At 68.0% G+C, this 18,203-nt stretch carries 18 protein-coding genes; 10 read left to right on the forward strand and 8 right to left on the reverse strand.

Features of this window, described 5'->3' with window-relative positions:
- The first annotated feature begins 98 nt into the window (after positions 1-98).
- The gene (locus KHC28_RS14630; protein ID WP_214009105.1) at positions 99-1,469 is read left to right on the forward strand and encodes a glutamate--cysteine ligase; all 1,371 of its coding nucleotides are present in this window, start codon (positions 99-101) and stop codon (positions 1,467-1,469) included.
- An 89-nt stretch (positions 1,470-1,558) separates the two neighbouring features.
- Here KHC28_RS14630 and KHC28_RS14635 read toward each other — a convergent pair whose 3' ends face one another.
- Positions 1,559-1,990: a VOC family protein gene (locus tag KHC28_RS14635; RefSeq protein WP_246564851.1), complete on the reverse strand. Its 432-nt coding sequence runs from the start codon at positions 1,988-1,990 to the stop codon at positions 1,559-1,561.
- A 70-nt stretch (positions 1,991-2,060) separates the two neighbouring features.
- Positions 2,061-2,945: a LysR substrate-binding domain-containing protein gene (locus tag KHC28_RS14640; RefSeq protein ID WP_214009106.1), complete on the reverse strand. Its 885-nt coding sequence runs from the start codon at positions 2,943-2,945 to the stop codon at positions 2,061-2,063.
- 195 nt (positions 2,946-3,140) lie between these two features.
- Here KHC28_RS14640 and KHC28_RS14645 point away from each other — a divergent pair, with 195 nt between their 5' ends.
- Positions 3,141-3,500: a DUF1127 domain-containing protein gene (locus KHC28_RS14645; protein ID WP_214009107.1), complete on the forward strand. Its 360-nt coding sequence runs from the start codon at positions 3,141-3,143 to the stop codon at positions 3,498-3,500.
- A gap of 284 nt (positions 3,501-3,784) precedes the next feature.
- A complete protein-coding gene (locus KHC28_RS14650) occupies positions 3,785-4,849 on the forward strand; it encodes an LLM class flavin-dependent oxidoreductase (RefSeq protein ID WP_214009108.1) in 1,065 nt (354 codons plus the stop codon).
- Between the two features lie 169 nt (positions 4,850-5,018).
- On the opposite strand, the gene KHC28_RS14655 is transcribed toward KHC28_RS14650, so the two are convergent.
- On the reverse strand, positions 5,019-6,419 hold the full coding sequence (locus KHC28_RS14655) for a glutamine synthetase family protein (RefSeq protein WP_214009109.1): 1,401 nt from the start codon (positions 6,417-6,419) through the stop codon (positions 5,019-5,021).
- Between the two features lie 204 nt (positions 6,420-6,623).
- Between KHC28_RS14655 and KHC28_RS14660 the strand changes: the two genes are divergently transcribed.
- The 7 genes from KHC28_RS14660 to KHC28_RS14690 all read left to right on the forward strand — a co-directional run bounded on the left by KHC28_RS14660 (position 6,624) and on the right by KHC28_RS14690 (position 14,128).
- Positions 6,624-7,799 carry an ABC transporter ATP-binding protein gene (locus tag KHC28_RS14660; RefSeq protein WP_214009110.1) on the forward strand — a complete coding sequence of 392 codons (1,176 nt, stop codon included), beginning with the start codon at positions 6,624-6,626 and terminating at the stop codon, positions 7,797-7,799.
- A 10-nt stretch (positions 7,800-7,809) separates the two neighbouring features.
- A complete protein-coding gene (locus KHC28_RS14665; RefSeq protein WP_214009111.1) occupies positions 7,810-8,721 on the forward strand; it encodes an ABC transporter permease in 912 nt (303 codons plus the stop codon).
- Entirely contained in the window at positions 8,722-9,540 is an 819-nt protein-coding gene (locus KHC28_RS14670; RefSeq protein ID WP_214009112.1) for an ABC transporter permease, read from the forward strand.
- Between the two features lie 110 nt (positions 9,541-9,650).
- Positions 9,651-10,292, forward strand: a complete 642-nt coding sequence (locus tag KHC28_RS14675; protein ID WP_214009113.1) for a dual specificity protein phosphatase family protein — start codon at positions 9,651-9,653, stop codon at positions 10,290-10,292.
- Positions 10,293-10,379: 87 nt separating this feature from the next.
- Positions 10,380-12,266, forward strand: coding sequence for a DNA mismatch repair endonuclease MutL (gene mutL / locus KHC28_RS14680; protein WP_214009114.1), 1,887 nt, complete (start codon positions 10,380-10,382; stop codon positions 12,264-12,266).
- Positions 12,267-12,301: 35 nt separating this feature from the next.
- Positions 12,302-13,591, forward strand: a complete 1,290-nt coding sequence (locus tag KHC28_RS14685) for an NAD(P)/FAD-dependent oxidoreductase (protein WP_246564853.1) — start codon at positions 12,302-12,304, stop codon at positions 13,589-13,591.
- An 18-nt stretch (positions 13,592-13,609) separates the two neighbouring features.
- Positions 13,610-14,128 (forward strand): DedA family protein, encoded by a 519-nt coding sequence (locus KHC28_RS14690; protein WP_376772707.1) that lies wholly within the window; start codon positions 13,610-13,612, stop codon positions 14,126-14,128.
- 22 nt (positions 14,129-14,150) lie between these two features.
- Here the strand turns inward: KHC28_RS14690 and KHC28_RS14695 are convergent, their stop codons facing one another.
- The 5 genes from KHC28_RS14695 to ilvN form a co-directional block, all read right to left on the reverse strand.
- Positions 14,151-14,639 carry a DUF2165 family protein gene (locus tag KHC28_RS14695; RefSeq protein ID WP_214009116.1) on the reverse strand — a complete coding sequence of 163 codons (489 nt, stop codon included), beginning with the start codon at positions 14,637-14,639 and terminating at the stop codon, positions 14,151-14,153.
- Positions 14,640-14,820: 181 nt separating this feature from the next.
- Positions 14,821-15,840 (reverse strand): ketol-acid reductoisomerase, encoded by a 1,020-nt coding sequence (gene ilvC / locus KHC28_RS14700; RefSeq protein ID WP_213352168.1) that lies wholly within the window; start codon positions 15,838-15,840, stop codon positions 14,821-14,823.
- A gap of 14 nt (positions 15,841-15,854) precedes the next feature.
- On the reverse strand, positions 15,855-16,505 hold the full coding sequence (locus KHC28_RS14705; protein WP_246564856.1) for a TetR/AcrR family transcriptional regulator C-terminal domain-containing protein: 651 nt from the start codon (positions 16,503-16,505) through the stop codon (positions 15,855-15,857).
- A 99-nt stretch (positions 16,506-16,604) separates the two neighbouring features.
- On the reverse strand, positions 16,605-17,540 hold the full coding sequence (locus tag KHC28_RS14710) for a DMT family transporter (RefSeq protein WP_312893203.1): 936 nt from the start codon (positions 17,538-17,540) through the stop codon (positions 16,605-16,607).
- 75 nt (positions 17,541-17,615) lie between these two features.
- Complete coding sequence (gene ilvN / locus KHC28_RS14715) at positions 17,616-18,134, reverse strand: acetolactate synthase small subunit (RefSeq protein WP_214009118.1); 519 nt, start codon at positions 18,132-18,134, stop codon at positions 17,616-17,618.
- Between the last annotated feature and the right edge of the window lie 69 nt (positions 18,135-18,203).

Consider the following 18,203-nt stretch of genomic DNA (forward strand, 5'->3'; position numbering starts at 1 on the left):
AACAGCCGAAAATCGCGGTATTTCACCGATTTGCGTTGCCCTTCGGCCTGTGTATGTTCTCGCGCCCAACTTGGCTCTGCCGAGCCGCCGGAGATCCCATGGCGCGAGACCAGATCGACACCCAGCCCATCGAGAGCCGCGACGAACTGGTCGCCTGGCTGGACGCCGGCTGCAAGCCGGCGCCGCGCTTCCGCATCGGCACCGAGCACGAGAAATTCCCGTTCACGCTGAACGGCCACAAGCCGGTGCCCTATGAGGGCCCGAACGGCATCCGCGCCCTCCTGGAAGGCATGCAGGCGCTGAACGGCTGGGAGCCGATCATGGAGGGCGAGGCGATCATCGGCCTCGCCGACACCATCGGCGGCGGGGCGATCTCGCTGGAACCCGGCGGACAGTTCGAACTGTCCGGCGCGCCGCTCATCTCGGTCCACGAGACCTGTGCCGAGGTGAACGGCCATCTCGAACAGGTGCGGCAGGTGGCGACCCCGCTCGGCTTCGGCTTCCTCGGCCTCGGCATGAGCCCGAAATGGACGCTGGGCGAGACGCCGGTGATGCCCAAGGGCCGCTACCGCATCATGGCCAACTACATGCCGAAGGTCGGCACGCATGGCCTCGACATGATGTTCCGCACCTGCACCGTGCAGGTGAATCTCGACTTCGCCTCCGAAGCCGACATGGTGAAGAAGCTGCGGGTCGGCGTCGCCCTGCAACCAGTCGCCACCGCGCTGTTCGCCAACTCGCCCTTCACGGAAGGCAAGCCGAACGGCTTCCTGTCGTTCCGCTCGGAGATCTGGCGCGACACCGACAATGAGCGCGCCGGCATGCTGCCCTTCGCCTTCGAGGACGGCATGAGCTTCGAGCGCTATGTCGACTACGCGCTCGACGTGCCGATGTATTTCATCAAGCGCGGCGATCACTACATCGACGTCGCCGGCTCCTCCTTCCGCGACCTGATGGCGCGCAAGCATCCCGCGCTGCCCGGCGAGGGGCCGACCGTCTCCGACTGGGCCAACCACCTCTCCACCATCTTCCCCGAGGTGCGGCTGAAGCGTTACCTCGAGATGCGCGGCGCCGACGCCGGCTCGTGGAAGAATCTGTGCGCCCTGCCGGCGCTGTGGACCGGCCTCTATTACGACACCACCAGCCTCGACGCCGCCTGGGACCTCGCCAAGGGCTGGACGGCCGAGCAGCGGCAGAAGCTGCGCGACGACGTGCCGAGCCTCGGCCTCAAGGCCGAGATCGCCGGCCGCTCGATGCTGGACGTGGCGCGCGACGTGGTCGCCATCGCCCGCGCCGGCCTCGCCCGCCGCGACATGCGCGACAGCCAGGGCCGCGACGAGACGCGCTTCCTCAAGCCGCTGGAAGAGAGCCTCGCCCTCGGCACCACGCCGGCCGAGCGGCTGCTCGACCGCTACAGCGGCGCCTGGGGCGGTTCGGTGGAGCCGGTGTTCGTCGAGGACGCCTACTGAGGCTTGGGCCAAAGACATCGGCGTGAGGCACGCGCGGAAGGCCCGGCCTTCCCGCCCGCCCCGACACGACTAGCTTAGCCCAGACAGCCTCACCCCTCCGAGGAGCCGGCGCGATAAGTGCCGATGCTCCACAGATGGCCCTCGGGGTCGCGCACCGCGAATTCGCGCGAGCCATAGGGCGTATCGTAGATATTGATCGCCACCCGCGCGCCGGCGGTGCGGGCCTTGACCCACAGCGCCTCGGCATCGTCCACCACCACATAGATGCCCTGGGTGACGCCGCCGGCCTGCGCCGGGCTGACCATGCCGAGCGCGTCGTCCTTCAGGCCGCCCAGCATGATGGCGGAGGAACCGAGCCGCAGCTCGGCATGGGCGACCCCGCCGGCGCCGTCGTCGACCACCAGGATCGGTGCGAAGCCGAAGGCGCGCTCCAGCCAGTCGATGGCGGCACGCGGATCGGCATAGCGCAGGAACGGCACGATATCGCCGGGAACGTGACGGGCTGGCATAGGGGCGGGCATGGCAACCTCCCTGAGGCTTCGGCCTCGGACGCGGGCTGTCGCCACAACGAGCACGAGCCCGTCGGGTTCCTCACTCCGCCGCGATGGCAGCCTCGGAGATGTTGTCGAGGCCCTGCACGATGTGATCGGCGAGCGCGTCGGCGAGCGCGGAATGCTCATGCCGGTTGCGCACCAGGCCGATGCGGCAGGGCGCCAGCGCCGGGAAGCCCTCGCCGGGGCCGAGCACCCGCATGCCCGGGCGCAGGCCGGATTCCGGCAGCACGGAGATGGCGAGCCCCGCCAGCACCGCCGCCGACACCGCCGTCGAATTCGACGAGGTGTAGAGGATGCGGAACGGCCGGGCGAGCGCCTGCAATTGCGCGATCGCCTCCTGCCGCCAGTTGCAGCTCTGCCGGCCGAGCGCCAGCGGCAGCGGCTCCTCCAGATGCGTCACGTGCCGGCTCGACCCCACCCAGAGCAGCTGCTCGCGGCGGATGATCTCGGTCTCGCGGGCGATCATCTCGCAATCGGTGATGATGGCGAGGTCAAGATCGCCGGTGTCGATACGATCGATCAGATCCGTTGATGGATCGCACACCACGGTCAGCTCGACATTGGGGTGGGTGTGCGAGAAGCGCGCCATGATTTCCGGCAGATAGCGGTCGGCATAATCGTCGGGAACGCCGAGGCGCACGCGGCCGGAAAGCTCGGCATTGCTGAGGCTCGCCACCGCTTCCATGTTGAGCCGGACGATGCGGCGAGCATAGTCCAGCAAACGCTCGCCCTCGTCGGTGAGGCGCGAGGCGCGCCCGTCGCGGGCGAAGATCGGCTTGCCGACCCGCTCCTCCAGCCGCTTCATCTGCATCGACACCGCCGACTGGGTCTTGTGGACCACCTCGGACGCCTTGGTGAAGCTGCCGGTCTCGGCGATGGCTATGAATGTTCTTAATTGATCAATATCGAGCAGGGCGGTCATGGCGGGCCTCATCGCGCTCCAACATCAATATCTATGATAACTTGGATCATAAACATTCGCTAGTGTGATGAATTGATCTCCCTCATAAAGATCCTGTCGCGAACGGGTGACGGCGAATTCGGGTGGTCGCGGGACGCGCCATCAGTGAAATAGCCCGCACCGCCGCGCGGCCGACACAGATGGAGGAATTCTCAGATGTCGTACATGGGCGAAGTTCGCAGAACCGCGTTCTCATCCTTCGGTACCGCCGCCAGCGGGTTGCTGACCGGTGCCTTCACCAGCCTCGTGCGCGTCGCCAAGGCGCTGCACCGCCGCACGCTGCTCAACCAGCTCGGCGATTTCGACGACCGCATGCTGAAGGACATCGGGCTCACCCGCGCCGACCTGCGCGATGCCGCCTCGGGTCCGGTCTGGCAGGACCCGACCAGCGTGCTGGTGGTGCGCGCCGTCGAGCGCCGCGCCGGCCGCCGGCAGGCGGTGCGCGACAGCCTCGACGCGACGCGTCCGCATAATGTTTCGAATGCCGCTCCCCGCGAAACCGCCGGGTGCCATTGATCATGCCGGGCCGCAAACCCGGAACGAGTTTCGGCGGTTCCTATCCCCTTTTACCGCCTAACTGAGCCCGCCGGTCCGCCCGGCGGGCTTTTTTATTGCCGCCCCGCGACCTTGATCGCCCGGCGGCGGCGAGATTCCGGCAGGCGCGCGTGCAGAGGGCGAGCTTGCAGACGCGAAATCCCGCCATTGCAGCCGGCACAATGGAGATGACGGCGCGAGCGTCCATATGAGGATGGCCGGCGACACGCCGGCACGCATCCTCCAGCATCCGGGACATCCGCGTCATGGCAAAGCATCTCGATCTCGGGCTCGACACCTTCGGCGACGTCATGGCCGATGGCGAGGGCCGCCCGCTCCCGCACGCGCAGGTGCTGCGCAACGTGGTCGAGCAGGGCGTGCTCGCCGACGAGCTTGGCGTCGACTTCTTCGCCGTCGGCGAGCATCACCGCGAGGACTACGCCGTCTCCTCCCCGGAAGTGGTGCTGGCCGCCATCGCCGCGCGCACCAAGCGCGTGCGGCTCGGCTCGGCGGTGACCGTGCTGTCTTCCGACGACCCGATCCGCGTCTATCAGCGCTTCGCCACCGTCGATGCGCTGTCGAACGGGCGCGCCGAGGTGATCCTCGGCCGGGGCTCCTTCACCGAATCCTTCCCGCTGTTCGGCTTCGAGCTGAAGGACTACGAGAAGCTGTTCTCGGAGAAGCTCGACCTGTTCGCGGCGCTGCTGCGCGACAACGCCGTACCGGGAGGCCTGGCTTCGCCCGGCGGCGTGAACTGGAAGGGCGAACTGCGCCCGCCGCTCGCCGGCCCGCACGTCTATCCGCTGCCGGAAAGCGGCACGATGAAGACCTGGATCGGGGTGGGTGGCTCACCCGAATCGGTGGTGCGCGCGGCGAGCTACGGCCTGCCGCTGATGCTCGCCATCATCGGCGGCAGCGCCTCGCGGTTCAAACCCTATGTCGAGCTCTACCACAAGGCGGCCGCCCAGCTCGGCACCACGCCGCAGGCGGTGGGAGTGCATTCGCCCGGCTACATCGCCGACACCGACGAGCAGGCCAAGGAGGAGTTCTTCCCGGCCTTCAAGGCCAATCGCGACCGGATCGGCGCCGAGCGCGGCTGGCCGCCCATGGGCCGCGACGAATTCGAGCGCGAGGTGAGCCATGGCTCGCTCTATCTCGGCTCGCCGAAAACCGTGGCAGAGAAGATCGCCCGCACCGCCAAGGCGCTGGAGCTCGATCATTTCGACCTGAAATACAGCGCCGGCCCGCTCGGCCACGACAAGTGCCTGCGCTGCATCGAGCTCTATGGGAGCAAGGTGATCCCGCTGGTGCGCGAGATGCTGGAAGACTGAGGCGGGGCCAAACCGCGCGGCGAGGCCGTGCGGCGCTCGCCGCGGCAGCCGCCTTGCCGCGCGTCATCCCGGACCGCTGCGAGGCTCGTCCGGGACCTGCGGCTTCCCTCTCCCCGCGGGGAGAGGGAACAAGAGGCACGATCCGGCGGCGATCGCCGGATCGGCTCCCTCATACGTTCAGCAGCAGATATTCGCGCTCCCAGGGGGAGATCACCCGCATGAAGGTGTCGAATTCCTGCTGCTTCACCGCCGTGTAGGTCTTCACGAAGGACGGGCCGAGCACGGTGGCGATCTCGTCGGAATACTGCATCGCCGCCACCGCTTCGAGCAGCCCGCGCGGCAGCTCGAAATCGAGGCCCTTGGCGTCGGATTCCAAGGGCTCGGTCGGGCGCAGCCCCTCGACGAGGCCGAGATAGCCGCAGGCCAGCGAGGCGGCGATGACCAGATAGGGGTTGGCGTCGGAGGACGGCACCCGGTTCTCCACTCGCCGTGCCGCCGGCGAGGACGGCGGCACGCGCAGGCCGGCGGTGCGGTTGTCGTAGCCCCACTGCACGTTGATCGGCGCCATCGAATCGCGGGTCAGCCGGCGATAGGAATTCACATAGGGCGCGAGGATCGACATCACCGCCGGCAGATAGCGCTGCTGGCCGGCGATGAAGGAGAAGAATTCCGGCGTCGGGTCGCCCTCCTTGTCGGAGAAGATGTTCTTCCCCGTCTCGGCGTCGACGATCGACTGGTGGATGTGCATCGCCGAGCCGGGCTCGTCGGCGATCGGCTTCGCCATGAAGGTGGCGTAGATCTTGTGCTCCAGCGCCGCCTCGCGAATGGTGCGCTTGAACAGGTACACCTGGTCGGCGAGCTGGATCGGGTCGCCGTGCAGCAGGTTGATCTCCATCTGCGCCGCGCCGTCCTCATGGATCAGCGTGTCGATCTCGAGACCCTGCGCCTCGGAATAGTCGTACATGTCCTCGAACAGCTGGTCGAACTCGTTGACCGCCTGGATCGAATAGGACTGGCGGCCGATCTCCGGCCGGCCGGAGCGTCCGACGGGCGGCTTCAGCGGATAGTCGGGATCGGTGTTGGGCTCGACGAGATAGAACTCGATCTCGGGGGCCACCACCGCCTTCCAGCCCTTCTTGGCGTAGAGCTCGACGACGTTCTTCAGCACCTGGCGCGGCGCGAGATCCACCGGGCGCCCGTCGCGGTGATAGGCGTCGTGGATGATCTGCGCGGTCGGGTCCTGCGCCCACGGCACCACCGCCAGCGTCGAGAAATCCGGCTCCATGACGAGGTCCGAATCCACCACCACCGAATCGACGAGGTCGTCATAGGGCGGGTAGTCGCCGGAAATGGTCTGGAAGAACACGCTGAGCGGCAGGTTCATCACCGGGCCGTTGAGGAACTTGGACACCGGCATGATCTTGCCGCGTCCCACCCCGGCAAGGTCGGGCACCGCGCATTCGATCTCGGTGATGCCCCGCGCCGCCATCCACGCCTTCGCTTCCGCCAGATTGGCGACGCCGCGCGGATTCCCGATCGCGTCCTGCTCGGAACGCTTCTTCTTAGCCATGTGAACCTTCCATTTGCGCGTCTACCGCGCGCTCCCGAGGCAATCACGGCCCCATTCCGGCCGTCAAGGGGGCCAACGCAGCGTCAGCGTCTGCCCGAATCGATGCATGGCAAAATTGTTTGCAATCTTTCATTGAGCCGTCGCTTGAAGGCGGATAGCGTTCGCCATGGGGCCGGCGCGCCGGCGGGCATTACGGGGTAGCAGATGAGCACGGGCGTCACCGAGAAGACGCAGACCACCATCGGCGGCATCCGCCGCAAGTTCGCGCCCTGGACCGACCCCGCCGCCGTCCCGCTCATCCGCTACGAAAACGTCTCCAAGCGCTTCGGCGAGTTCACCGCCGTCGACAACCTGTCCCTCGACATCTACGAGCGCGAATTCTTCGCCCTGCTCGGCCCCTCGGGCTGCGGCAAGACCACGCTGATGCGCATGCTCGCCGGCTTCGAGGACCCCACCGAGGGCCGCATCACCCTCGCCGGCCAGGACATCGTCGGCATGCCGCCCTACAAGCGGCAGACCAACATGATGTTCCAGTCCTATGCCCTGTTCCCGCATATGAGCGTGTGGGACAACATCGCCTTCGGCCTGAAGCAGGACCGGATGGGGAAGGGCGACATCACCGCCCGCGTCGAGGAGATGCTCAAGCTCGTCAAGCTGGAGAAATTCGCCAAGCGCAAGCCGCACCAGCTCTCCGGCGGCCAGCGCCAGCGCGTGGCGCTCGCCCGCTCGCTCGCCAAGCGCCCCAAGGTGCTGCTGCTCGACGAGCCGCTCGGCGCGCTCGACAAGAAGCTGCGCGAGGAGACCCAGTTCGAGCTGATGGACATCCAGATGCAGCTCGGCATGACCTTCCTGATCGTCACCCACGACCAGGAAGAGGCGATGACGGTGGCCGACCGCATCGCGGTGATGGACCACGGCAAGCTGATCCAGGTGGCTCCGCCCGCGGTGATCTACGAGCAGCCGAACTCGCGCTACGTGGCGGATTTCGTCGGCGACGTGAACATCATCGAGGCCAAGGTCGAGACGGTCGCGCCCGGCAATGTGAGCCTCTACACGGGGATCGGTGGCGGCGCCAAGCTGTCCATCGCCCAGAATGTCGAGGCCAAGCCCGGCGACACCGCCTTCGTCGCCATCCGCCCGGAAAAGGTGCGCATCGACGTCGATCCGCCGGCGTGGCAGGAAGCCAACTGCCTGCGTGGCGAGGTGTGGGACATCGGCTATCTCGGCGACCTCTCCATCTATCATGTCGAGCTGGAGGGCGGGGTGCGCATCAAGGCGGCCAAGCCCAACCTCACCCGCATGGTGGAGCGGCCGATCACCTGGGAAGACAAGGTGTGGGTTTCCTGGCTGCCGGATTCCGGCGTCGTGCTGACGCGCTGAGGAGGCGGGCATGGCCGCGAAAGCAAAAGGACGCTGGCTCGTCCTCGCCGTTCCCTATCTCTGGCTGCTGGTGCTGTTCCTCGTCCCGTTCCTGATCGTCTTCAAGATCAGCCTGTCGCAGGACGCCATCGCCCAGCCGCCCTACGAGCCGGTGTTCGACCTCGCCGCCGGCTGGGACGCCATCACCGACGCGTTCAGCCAGCTCAATTTCGACAATTACGCCTACGTCCTGTCCTGGGACAACGAGTTCATCGAGGCCTACGGCTCCAGCCTCTGGATCGCCGGCATCTCGACGCTGCTGCTGCTCGCGGTCGGCTATCCGATCGCCTACGGCATGGCGCGGGCGCCGAAATCGATCCGCCCGACGCTGCTGATGCTGGTGATCCTGCCGTTCTGGACCTCGTTCCTGATCCGCGTCTATGCCTGGATCGGCATCCTGTCGCCCGAGGGCCTGCTCAACCAGCTGCTGATCGCGCTCGGCATCATCAGCCCGGACGCGCCGCTGCAGATCCTCGCCACCGACACCGCGGTCTATATCGGCATCGTCTATTCCTACCTGCCCTTCATGATCCTGCCGCTCTACTCGGCGCTGGAGAAGATGGACGAGACGCTCCTGGAAGCCGCCGCCGACCTCGGCTGCCCGCCGTTCGCCGCCTTCTGGAAGATCACCTGGCCCTTGTCGCTGCCCGGCGTGTTCGCCGGCTGCCTCCTGTGCTTCATCCCGGCGGTGGGCGAGTTCGTCATCCCCGACCTGCTCGGCGGCTCCGATACCATGATGATCGGCAAGGTGCTGTGGACCGAGTTCTCGGTGAACCGCTCCTGGACCGTGTCCTCGGCGGTGGCGGTGCTGCTCTTGCTGGTACTGGTGGTGCCCATCGTCTTCTACCAGAACGTCCAGGCCAAAGAGATGGAGGGCCGCTAGATGCGCAAGGGGCTCTCCTGGTTCAACACCACATCGATCGTGCTCGGCTTTGCCTTCCTCTATCTGCCGATCCTGCTGCTGGTGATCTACTCCTTCAACGCCTCGCGGCTGGTGACGGTGTGGGCCGGCTTCTCGACCGAATGGTACTGGAAGCTGCTGCAGAACGACCAGTTGCTGGAAGCCGCCTGGGTGACGCTGCGGGTCGCCTTCATCTCGGCGAGCGTGGCGACCGTGCTCGGCACGCTGGCAGCGATCGCGCTGACCCGTTATGGCCGGTTCAACGGCCGCATGCTGTTCTCCGGCATGGTCTACGCGCCCCTCGTCATGCCGGAGGTGATCACCGGCCTGTCGCTGCTGCTGCTCTTCGTGGCGGTGAACTTCGACCGCGGCTTCTGGACCATCACGCTGGCCCACATCACCTTCACCATGTGCTTCGTCTCGGTGGTGGTGCAGTCGCGCCTCGTCACCTTCGACCGTTCGCTGGAAGAGGCGGCGCTCGACCTCGGCTGCCCGCCCTTGAAGACCTTCTTCGTGGTGACGCTGCCGATCATCCTGCCGGCGGTGGTCTCCGGCTGGATGCTGGCCTTCACCCTGTCGCTCGACGACCTCGTCATCGCCAGCTTCACCACCGGCCCCGGCGCCACCACCCTGCCGATGCGCATCTACAGCCAGGTGCGCCTCGGCGTGACGCCGGAGATCAACGCCATCTGCACCATCATGATCGGCATCGTCACCGTGGTGGTGGTGTTGGCCTCGATCATCACCAAACGGCAGGAAGTGGCGCGCGAGCGGGCGGAGCGACTGGCGGCGGCGGGCTGAATTCCGACACGATTCCGGGCGAGGAATGGCCGTATTGCACGATCGTTCCTTCCGCCCGGTTTCCGTCACGCGAGCCCGCTCACAAGAGCCCTGCCCCGAGAGCCCCGCCCATGAGCCAGACCGACGCCCTCGACGCCGCAGGCGAGGCCGCCACATCGACGCATTCTGATGCCGCCCGGCGACCGGGCCGCCTGCGCCGCATCCTGCGCCGCAGCGTTCAGGTCGTGGGCATGGTGGCGCTGCTGATCGGCGTCTATCTCGGCATCGAGCAGCTGATCGGCAATTTCCACACCGTGGTGCCCGGCCAGCTCTACCGCTCCGCCCAGATCGACGCCAGGGAGCTTGCCGGCCTCCAGAAGGACTACGGCATCAAGACGGTGATCAACCTGCGCGGCGCCTCGAACCATCCCTGGTACAAGGACGAGGTCGCCGAGAGCAGCAAGCTGGGGCTGACCCATATCGATTTCGGCCTCTCCGCCGGGCGCGAGCTGACCCAGCCGCAGGTGGAGCAGCTGATCGCCCTCATGCGCGACGCGCCGAAGCCGATCCTGGTGCATTGCCGTGGCGGCGCCGATCGCTCGGGCATCGCGTCGGCGCTCTATGTCGCCGCCATCGCCAAGGAAGGCGAGATGGCCGCCGAATGGCAGCTGTCGCTGTTCTACGGCCATTTCCCCTTCCCGTTCGCCCCGGCCTGGGCGATGGACGAGACCTTCGAACGCATCGAGCCCTGGCTCGGCTTTCCCAATTCGTGATGTGAACGACGGGCGGTTTCGGAGCGCATGGCCCGGCGCCAGCGTGTAGGCTGGCGGACCGCCCTCGAATCGAGCCCCCGACCGATCATGCCGCTGCGCCTGCTTCCTTCCACGCTGGTCGACCGCATCGCCGCCGGCGAGGTGGTGGAACGCCCGGCCGCGGCGCTGAAGGAGATCGTCGAGAACGCCCTCGACGCCGGGGCGCGACGCGTCGAGATCGTCATCGACGGCGGCGGACGCCGGCTGCTGCGCGTCACCGACGACGGCGGCGGCATGAGCGCGGAAGACCTCGCCTTGTGCGTCGAGCGCCACGCCACCTCCAAGCTCGACGCCGAGGACCTGATGTCCATCGCCACGCTGGGTTTTCGCGGCGAGGCGCTGCCCTCCATCGGCGCGGTAGCGAGGCTCTCCATCGTGAGCCGGCCGCCGGGAGCCTCCAGCGCCAACGAGATCCGCGTCGAGGCCGGGGTGAAAAGCGAGGTGCGCCCCGCCGCGCTCGGCCCCGGCACGCGGGTCGAGGTGCGCGACCTGTTCTTCGCCACCCCGGCGCGGCTGAAATTCCTGAAATCCGAGCGCGCCGAGACGGCGGCGGCGGTCGACGCGGTGCGCCGCCTCGCCCTCGCCCGTCCCGAGGTCGCCTTCACGCTGGTGACCGACGACCGCGCGCCGGTGACGTGGCCGGGGCGCAGCGCCGACGCCGCCGGGCGACGGGCGCGCATCGCCGACGTGCTCGGCCACGAGGTGGCGGCGAACGCGCTCGACATAGATGGCGTGCGCGAGGGCGCGCGGCTCACCGGCCTCGCCGGGCTGCCGACCTATTCCAAGGCCAACTCGCTGTCGCAGTACCTGTTCGTCAATGGCCGACCGGTGCGCGACAAGGTGCTGATCGGCGCCATCCGCGCCGCCTATTCCGACCTGCTGCCCTCCGACCGGCACCCGGTGACGGTGCTGTTCCTCGACCTCGACCCGGAGGGCGTCGACGTCAACGTCCACCCGGCCAAGACCGAGGTGCGGTTCCGCGATGCCGGCAACATCCGCGCGCTGATGGTGCGCACCCTAACCGACGCGCTCACTGCCGGGGTGCCGCGCACCGCCACCACCGCCGCCGACCGGCTGGCGGAACTGGCGCGGGCGAATATGGGGGCGAGCGTGCTCCCCGCCGCGCCGCTGCGCATCCCGCCCGCCGCTGCCGACTGGCGGCAATCCTCGCCGCCCACTGACTGGCGCCAGTCCTGGGCGCGCCCGGAGGGTTGGGAGGCGACCGCGGGCTTCGCCGAGCCGCCGGCCGAGCCGGGTGCCGGTCCCGCCGCGCCGGACTTCGATCTCGGCCTCGACCTCACCCCGGCGGCGGATGCCCGCGCCCATGAAGCACCGGCACAGGCCGATGCGATGGACCGCCCGCTCGGCGCCGCCCGCGCGCAGCTGCACGAGACCTATATCGTCGCGCAGACCCAGCACGGCGTGGTCATCGTCGACCAGCACGCCGCGCATGAGCGCATCGTCTATGAGAGGCTGAAGGCCGCCATGGAGCGCGACGGCCTCGCCCGGCAGATGCTGCTGGTGCCCCTCGTCGTCGATCTCGACCCGGCCGAGGCGGCGCGGCTGGCCGAGCGTGCCGAGGCGCTCGAGCGCTTCGGCCTGGTGGTCGAGTCCTTCGGGCCGGGCGCGCTGCTGGTGCGCGAGGTGCCGGCGCTGATCGGCGAGGCCGACGTGCCCGCCCTGATCCGCGAGCTTGCCGAGCACGCCGCGGAATGGGACGATGAGATGCCGCTGGAGCGGCGGCTGCTGCACGTCGCCGCCACCATGGCCTGCCACGGCTCCGTGCGCGCCGGCCGGCGGCTGCGGCCCGAGGAGATGAACGCCCTGCTGCGCGAGATGGAACGCACCCCCAATGCCGGCCAGTGCAATCACGGGCGGCCGACCTTCGTGACGCTGTCGCTCCCCGACATCGAGAAACTGTTCGCGCGCCGCTGAAAAGGCACGCCGCGAACCCTGCCGAGTGACGCATCTTGACTGACGCCCTGACCGAAAACGGCCATCCGAACAGCTGGTACGCCGCCACGGCGACGCCGTTTCCCGCCTTCCCGCCACTGCGCGGCACGGTGCGCGCCGATGTCTGCGTGATCGGCGGCGGCTATACCGGCCTGTCCGCCGCGCTGCATCTCGCCGAGGCCGGGCTCGACGTGGTGGTGCTGGAGGCGGCGAAGATCGGCTCCGGGGCTTCCGGTCGCAATGGCGGCCAGATCCATTCCGGCCAGCGCCGCGACCAGGATTGGCTGGAGGACAAGGTCGGGCTCGACATGGCCAAGGCGCTGTGGCGCCTCGCCGAGGATGCCAAGGCCGACCTCTGCGCGCTGATCGCCCGCCACGCCATCGACTGCGCCCCGCGCAAGGGGCTGATCATGGCCGACCACAAGCCGGGCTATGTCGCCCATTCGCACGCCTATGCCCGCAAGCTGGCCGAGGTCTACGACTATCCGCATGTCGACCCGCTGTCGCGCGAGCAACTGCGCGAACTGGTCGGCACCGACGCCTATCATGGCGGGGCGATCGACCATGAGGGCGGCCATCTGCACCCGCTCAACCTCGCGCTCGGCATCGCCCGCGCGGCGGTGGCGGCCGGGGCACGGTTGTTCGAACATTCACGCGCGGGCCGCATCGAGGAGAACGGCCGGGTGAAGGTGGCGACCGGCGAGGGCACGGTCGAGGCCGAGTGGGTGCTGGAATGCGGCGACGGACTGCAGGACGGGCTCGACGCCCGCGTCGACCGCCATGTGATGCCGATCGCCAACTACATCGCCGCCACCGAGCCGCTCGGCGACCGGGCGAAGACCGTCATCGCCAATGACGCGGCGGTGGCCGACAGCCGCTTCGTCGTCAATTATTACCGGCTGAGCGAGGACGGGCGGCTGCTGTTCGGCGGCGGCGAGAGCTATACGCGCCGGCTGCGCGCCAATCCCGGCGCCTTCGTGCGGCCCTACATGCTGAAGATCTTCCCGCAGCTCGCCGATGTGCGCATCGACTATGGCTGGGGCGGCATTCTCGGCATCACCATGACCCGCATGCCCTTCGTGCGGCGGCTGGGGCCGAAGGTGCTGACCGCCGCCGGCTATTCCGGCCAGGGCGTTATGCTGGCGCCTTATTTCGGCAGGATCCTCGCCGAGGCGGTGGCCGGCCAGCTCGGGCGCTTCGACCTTCTTGAAAAGCTGCCGGTGCCCGCCTTTCCCGGCGGCCCGCTGATGCGCTGGCCACTGCTCGCCGCCGGGCTCAGCTACTACGCCCTGCGCGACAGGCTGTGAGGATTTTCGTTGTTGGATCTGCAAAGCTGGGCGCACGACGCGCTGGCCTTCGTCGAGGCGCATGCGCATCTCGCCCCCTATATCGTCTTCGCCCTCGCCTTCGGTGAATCGCTGGCGGTGATCTCGCTGATCGTGCCGGCGACCTTCATCCTGGTCGGCGTCGGCGCGCTGATCGAGGCCGGCGGCATGGCGTTGCTGCCGATCTGGGCCGGAGCGGCGGCGGGCGCGGCGCTCGGCGACGCGGTGTCCTACTGGGTCGGCTTCCACTTCAAGGAACACACGCACAAGCTCTGGCCGTTCAGCCGGCATCCGCAGATGCTGGAACGCGGCGAGCGCTTCTTCCATCGCTACGGCTCGTGGAGCGTGTTCATCGGCCGCTTCTTCGGGCCGATCCGGGCGGTAATCCCGCTGGTGGCCGGCATGTTCGCCATGCCGGCACTGGTGTTCCAGATGGCCAACATCGCCTCGGCGATGCTGTGGGCGCTCGTGCTGCTGGCGCCGGGCGCGGCGGTGATGAAGTTCTGGAGCGGGTGGTAGGCGGAGGTGCGGCCCGCGTGGATCAACCCGGCTCGGGCAGGCTGACGAAGATCCCCACGCCCAGCATCGTCATGTAGAAGCGGAACGCCGATTCCTGCCCGTTCCAGGTCGCGGACTGCCACATCTGGAAATACTCGCCGCCGACGACCATGAAGCCGAAGAACCACAGCGCGAAGCCGAGGCCGACGCCGGCCACCACCCATGTCTTGGCTTGGGCGAAGCGCGCCTCGTCGCGCAGGGCCCGCAGCATGCGGAACGCCGCGCGCGCCAGCACAAGGCCGACGACGGCCTCGGCGGCGATGATCGCGACATAGGCCACGCGCCACAACGCCGGATCGGTGATCGCCCGGCCGGTCAGCGGATTGCCGGGAAAAGTGGTGTCCATGCTGAGGACATGCTGGACGAAGGCGTAGTTCGCCCCCCAATCCGCGACATTGTTGTAGGCGACCAGCAGCGCGAAGGCGGCCAGCGCCGCCACCATGAAGGCCTTGGTCAGCCGAACGATGATCATGCGCCCCTCCAACGTCGCCGGCGGACGCGATGCCCGCAGGCCCATCGAGCCACGCCCATAGCATGACCGACCCGTGCTGCCAGCCGCAACCGAAGGCCGGCACGGCCGGATGACCGGCCTGAAAAGCAAAGTGCCGCCGCCCGAGGGCGACGGCACCGAAGCATCGCAAGCGCGATAAGGCTCAGTTCTTGGCCTTGTCGACCAGCTTGTTCTTGCCGATCCACGGCATCATGCCGCGCAGCTTCTCGCCGACCTGCTCGATCTGGTGGCTGTCGTTCAGGCGGCGGATGCCCTTGAAGCGGGCGGCGCCGGCGCGATATTCCTGCATCCACTCCGAGGTGAACTTGCCGGTCTGGATGTCCTTCAGGACGCGCTTCATCTCTTCCTTGGTCTCGGCAGTGATGATGCGCGGGCCGGAGACGTACTCGCCCCACTCGGCGGTGTTGGAGATCGAGTAGTTCATGTTGGCGATGCCGCCCTCATAGATGAGGTCGACGATCAGCTTCACTTCGTGCAGGCACTCGAAATAGGCCATCTCCGGGGCGTAGCCGGCCTCGACCAGCGTCTCGAAGCCGGCGCGGATCAGCTCCACGAGGCCGCCGCAGAGCACCACCTGCTCGCCGAACAGGTCGGTCTCGCATTCTTCCTTGAAGGTGGTCTCGATGATGCCCGAGCGGCCGCCGCCGACGCCGGACGCATAGGACAGGCCGAGGTCGAGCGCGTTGCCCGAGGCGTCCTGGTGCACGGCGACGAGGCACGGCACGCCGCCGCCCTTCTCATACTCGCCGCGCACGGTGTGGCCGGGGCCCTTGGGGGCGATCATCAGCACGTCGACGGTCTTCTTCGGCTCGATCAGGCCGAAATGCACGTTGAGGCCGTGCGCGAAGGCGATGGCGGCGCCATCGCGAATGTTCGGGGCGATCTCGTCGCGGTAGATGTCGGCCTGGAGCTCGTCCGGGGTGGCCATCATCATCAGGTCGGCCCACTTGGCGGCCTCGGCGACGGTGAGCACCTTGAGGCCGTCGGCCTCGACCTTCTTGGCGGTCGCCGAGCCCGGCTTCAGGCCGATGGCGATCTCCTTGGCGCCGGAATCCTTCAAGTTCAGCGCATGGGCGCGACCCTGCGAGCCGTAGCCGATGATGGCGACCTTCTTGCCCTTGATCAGGTTGAGGTCGGCGTCGCGATCGTAATAAACGCGCATGGGTGTCTCCTGTGTCACGCGTTGGTCTTGTTCCGGCCCGGCGCGTTGGACGCGGAGCCGTAGAGGGTGAAGAACTGGTCGGTGGCGCGGGCGGCGTCGCGCTCGATCTCCGCCGGCGTAAGCGCCAGCGCGTCGCCGAGCAGCAGGCGGATCTGCACGTCGCGGCCGACGAGGCCGAGGAAGCTGCGGAAGGCGGTCTCGGTGTCGTCGAAGTCGATCAGCCCGGCCTCGCGGCCGGCGTCCAGCACCGGCTTGAGCCTCTCGCCAATGGCGAAACGGCCATTGGCCAGCATGATGGCGCCGAGATTGGAGCCGGATGTTCCAGCCTTGGCCGCTCCTTGAGCGATGGCGAAGCGGTTGAGCGCGATCGAGGTCGGGCTGGAGATCACGCTGAGCCAGTTGGCGGCGAAGCGGATCAGGCTATCCCTGAGCGCCAGCGCGTCGAGCTTGGTCCGGTCGTAATTGCCGGCGCGCACCCGCGAGGCCTGCCAGCGCACCGTGGCCGTGAGCAGCCCGTCACGGTCGCCGAACCATTTGTAGAGGCTCTCCTTGGAGCAGCTGGCGCGGCGGGCCACGGCGGTCATGGTGACGTCGCCGCCCTCTTCCACCATCAGCGCGAGCACGGCGTCCAGCACCGCCTGCTGGCGGGCCGTCAGCTCTTCCATGCTCGGATCGCTGGCGAGGGACATTGCCGGAGAACTCAGTACCGTACGTTACGGTTCTCCTATAGGAGCCGCCCTTCCGATGCAAGCGGCACTGCAGCTTCAGCGCGCGCGACGCGCACGGAGCGATGGCAGCCGCGCCCCCGACGCCAGCGCCACCCCGGCCGCGGCGACCGCCATCCCCGCCCAGGCGAGCGGCGGCATCTGCTCGCCGAGCAATTGCCACGCGATCACCGCCGAACAGGGCGGCACGAGGAAGAACAGCGCCGAGACCTTCGACACCTCGCCGGCGCGGATCATGGCGAGGTAGAGCGACACCGCGATCAGCGAATTGCCGATCACCAGATAGCCGAGCGCGAGAGTGAAGGGCAGCGACCAGTCGATATGGCCGTCGTCGAGCATCAGCGCGAGCGGCAGGGTGCAGACGAACCCCACCACATATTGCACGCTGTTGGTCACCAGCGGGTGCTGCGTCTCGCCATGGCGCTTCTCGTAGAGCGCGGCGGTGCACATGGCGAGCAGCGCGCCGACCGCCAGCAGCATGACGCCGGGCGGCGCCGTCTCGATGCCGGTGCGCGAGGCGATCACCAGCGCCGCGCCGGCAAGGCCGAGCAGCAGGCCTGCCCAGCGCCGCGCACCGACCCGCTCGCCGGCCAGCGCCGGCGCCGCGAGGCCGACGACGATTGGCTGCAGCGAGACGATGAGCGCCAGCGTGCCCGCCGAGATCCCCCAGCGAAACGCGAAGTAGCTCAGATCGAAATAGAGCACCTGGATCAGGAAGCCGACAAAGGCGAGGTTGAACCAGGCGCGTGCCGTGCGTGGCAGCGGCGGCCGGAACCAGGCGAGCAGCGGCAGCATGACGGCGAGCACCAGCCCGTAGCGCAGCGCCAGCAGCGTGAACGGGCCGGTATAGATGAGCCCGACCTTCGCCACCGCGAAGCCGCCGGACCACAGGAGGAGGAAGAGGAAGGGCGCCGCCTGCAACCACATGGGTTTGCCGGCTACCGTCGCCGGCAAGGTACCTGTTCCTTCGCTCACGTCGTCCCGTCCTGTCGATTATGCGGAACGGCGGCAGCGCGGGGCGCCGCGAAGCACCCCGCGAACACGCCATTCTCACATGCTGTCGGGCCCGCGGCCAATAGCGGCGACGCCGGTACGCGACACTTCGACGAGGCCGAGCGGCTCCAGCAGCGAGACGAACTGGTCGATCTTCTCCGGCTTGCCGGTGATCTCGAACACGAAGCTCTCAAGCGTGGTGTCGACGGTGCGGGCGCGGAACGAGTCAGCGATCAGGAGCGCCTCCTGGCGGATCTCGCCCTTGCCGCGCACCTTGATGAGCGCGAGCTCGCGCTCCACCGCCTTGCCGGTGACGGTGAGGTCGACGACGCGATGCACCGGCACCAGACGGTCGAGCTGGCTCTTGATCTGCTCGATGATCATCGGCGCGCCGGTGGTGACCACCGTGATGCGCGAGCGCCGGGAATCGTGGCTCACCTCGGAGACGGTGAGGCTGTCGATGTTGTAGCCGCGGCCGGAGAACAGGCCGACGATGCGGGCGAGCACGCCCGGCTCGTTGTCGACGAGCAGGGAGAGGGTGTGGCGCTCGGCAGGTTCGTTATTGATCGGGGGCATGGGAAAACTCGGCAGGCAGGATGAGGTGCATGGGCGGACGGGGAGGCGCCGCTCGCGACGGAGCGGCGC

The organism is Ancylobacter sonchi (assembly GCF_018390695.1).
Taxonomy (GTDB): Bacteria; Pseudomonadota; Alphaproteobacteria; order Rhizobiales; family Xanthobacteraceae; genus Ancylobacter; species Ancylobacter sonchi.